This window comes from Paucilactobacillus nenjiangensis (assembly GCF_005405445.1).
Classification (GTDB): Bacteria; Bacillota; Bacilli; order Lactobacillales; family Lactobacillaceae; genus Paucilactobacillus; species Paucilactobacillus nenjiangensis.
On record NZ_BJEB01000099.1, the window covers coordinates 1 to 2,439 of the forward strand.

4 protein-coding genes are annotated in these 2,439 nt (G+C 36.1%); 2 read left to right on the top strand and 2 right to left on the bottom strand.

Features of this window, described 5'->3' with window-relative positions; genetic code table 11:
• Positions 1–89: 89 nt before the first annotated feature.
• Positions 90–1,010, bottom strand: a complete 921-nt coding sequence (locus tag FFM59_RS09865) for an L-lactate dehydrogenase (RefSeq protein WP_137602848.1) — start codon at positions 1,008–1,010, stop codon at positions 90–92.
• 103 nt (positions 1,011–1,113) lie between these two features.
• Positions 1,114–1,245: a hypothetical protein gene (locus FFM59_RS10315; RefSeq protein ID WP_263854046.1), complete on the bottom strand. Its 132-nt coding sequence runs from the start codon at positions 1,243–1,245 to the stop codon at positions 1,114–1,116.
• A gap of 245 nt (positions 1,246–1,490) precedes the next feature.
• On the opposite strand from FFM59_RS10315, the gene FFM59_RS10320 reads away from it, so the two are divergent.
• Together FFM59_RS10320 and clpP are read left to right on the top strand one after the other, a co-directional pair.
• The gene (locus FFM59_RS10320; RefSeq protein ID WP_263854047.1) at positions 1,491–1,613 is read left to right on the top strand and encodes a hypothetical protein; all 123 of its coding nucleotides are present in this window, start codon (positions 1,491–1,493) and stop codon (positions 1,611–1,613) included.
• A 110-nt stretch (positions 1,614–1,723) separates the two neighbouring features.
• Positions 1,724–2,314: an ATP-dependent Clp endopeptidase proteolytic subunit ClpP gene (gene clpP / locus FFM59_RS09870; RefSeq protein ID WP_137602849.1), complete on the top strand. Its 591-nt coding sequence runs from the start codon at positions 1,724–1,726 to the stop codon at positions 2,312–2,314.
• Positions 2,315–2,439 lie beyond the last annotated feature (125 nt).

Genomic DNA, 2,439 nt, shown 5'->3' on the forward strand with positions numbered 1-2,439 from the left:
CCGACCAAAAATTCTATTAATTATAGAATTCTTGGTCGATTTTTCTATAGCTGGTTAGTTTTTTCCCAGCCACTTTTGTTTACACTATTTTATTTACTTTCAGCATACTTTGTTTTGATATAATCAGCTGAAATTTGAAGTTTGTCTAATTCTTCTTGTGTTAAGTCAAGTTGGATTTGTTCAACAACTCCATCACGTCCAACAATGGCTGGATATGAGAGATAAGTGCCATATTCTTCGCGATAATTAGAAACTGGCAACTCAGTTAAGGCGTCATTCAACACCGTATTAGCTAATAGAACTGCCGCTGTAGCAACTCCATAGTTGGTATACTTCTTACCATGGAAGACTTTGTGTCCACCAAATTTAGATTCTTTATCAATAGCTTCCAAATCAAGACCACGATCTTTGGCAAGTTCAGTAATATGGTGACCTAATACACGTACCGTTGACCAAGCTGTAAATTGAGAATTACCATGTTCACCAAGGTTATAGCCGACAACTGAACGAGAATCAATATTCAATTCTTCAGCCACTGACCGTTTCATCCGTGCAGAATCTAGTAACGTTCCTGTACCGATGACATGGTTCTTTGGTAATTCAGTCACTTCTTGATAAATTGAAGTAATCACATCAACAGGGTTGGTAATTGCAACAATAATTCCATTAAATCCGGCAGCTTTGATTTTAGCAGCGACATCTCGAACTTGCACGCGAGTAAATGGCAATTCAGCAAACCGATCATCATTTGCATTATCTTGTAACTTAATGTTACCCAAAGCAGAAATAATAACATCTGCATCTTTTAAAGCAGAATAATCGTTAACAACAATATTGGTATGATATGGCAAGTTTGGCATTGCATCTTGGAAATCTAATGCATCTGCTTCAACCTTCTTTTCATTAATATCAATTAAAACCAAATCATCTGCGAACCCATTTGCAACTATGTAATGTGCGGCTGTCGAACCAACGTTTCCCATTCCAATAACACCGATTTTTCGTGACATAACAACATCTCCTAATATGTATTTATCTATCATTATATTACAATCTGACAAAAAAACAATCATGATACAAAAAAACACCACTATTCAGTGATGTTAGGTTGCTTTACTTAGCAGCTTCTGGCTTTTGTTTAGCCCAGGCACGAATATCTTCAGCCTTCTTGGCTTTTTGTGCTTGTTTGTATTGAGAAGCTACTGGACGGCGTCCTTGTACTCCATGTGGATGTGCTTTGCGCATGATAATTGCCTCCTTAATTTCATCGTTTTATTAATCAACATTACAATTATAGTCATATTGCCGAATAAAATCAATAGTTTTCCAGAATCCTTCAGTCATTCTATCTATACCAATTTTAAATTAAGAACAATTATTAAGGGTTATTAAAGACTTAAAATACTATTTGACAGTTAGACCAATTAATCATATACTAGCATTACTCATAATAAGTAAATGAAATTTTAAATACTTTGGGGGAATTAATTATGGATAATACAAAAAAGACCGAAACCACACAAGAACAATTGATTGAAGATGATCGTAAAGAACTCGATCAAAAAAGTGCGGCATCGGAACTCGAATGGCTTAGTCAACAGCTTGATGACTAAGCTTTTTTTCTGCCAAGATAAACTATTTGACCTTTTTTGACCTATGCGGTAAACTGTCTTTACACGTTTAGCAAACACAATCTTTAAGTGCTAAAAGGAGGAAAACTTTTATGAACTTAGTACCTACAGTTATTGAACAATCATCTCGTGGTGAACGCGCCTATGACATTTACTCACGACTATTAAAAGATCGCATTATTATGTTATCCGGCCCCATTGAAGATGACATGGCCAACTCAATTGTTGCCCAATTACTCTTCTTAGACGCCCAAGACTCAACCAAAGACATTTACCTATATATTAACTCTCCAGGTGGTGTAGTTAGCTCAGGACTCGCTATTTACGATACAATGAACTTCATCAAATCTGACGTTCAAACCATCGTAATTGGTATGGCAGCTTCAATGGCCAGTGTCTTAGTATCTTCAGGTGCAAAAGGTAAACGATTCGGTTTACCACACTCTCAAGTTATGATTCACCAACCATCCGGTGGTGCTCAAGGTCAACAGACTGAAATCGAAATTGCTGCAACCGAGATTTTAAAGACTCGTAAGCAATTGAACCAGATTTTAGCTGACAATTCGGGACAACCTTTTGAACGTGTTCAAGAAGACACCGAACGTGACCACTATCTTAGTGCTCAAGAAGCAGTAGACTATGGTCTGTTAGATGGTATCATGTCAAACAAAGACGCAAAATAAAATTGTAATTTAAAGGCTGTGACAAAACTAACGTTTTGTATCACAGCCTTTTTATATGAAACAAAATAAATTTACGGCGCACTAAAACAAAAGTACCCATAAATTTGAAAAAAATGTATAATTTA

Coding starts and splice junctions, on each gene's coding strand:
- FFM59_RS09865 (WP_137602848.1), bottom strand. CDS start 1,010: ATGTCACGAAAAATCGGTGTTATTGGAATGGGAAACGTTGGTTCGACA.
- FFM59_RS10315 (WP_263854046.1), bottom strand. CDS start 1,245: ATGCGCAAAGCACATCCACATGGAGTACAAGGACGCCGTCCAGTAGCT.
- FFM59_RS10320 (WP_263854047.1), top strand. CDS start 1,491: ATGGATAATACAAAAAAGACCGAAACCACACAAGAACAATTGATTGAA.
- clpP (WP_137602849.1), top strand. CDS start 1,724: ATGAACTTAGTACCTACAGTTATTGAACAATCATCTCGTGGTGAACGC.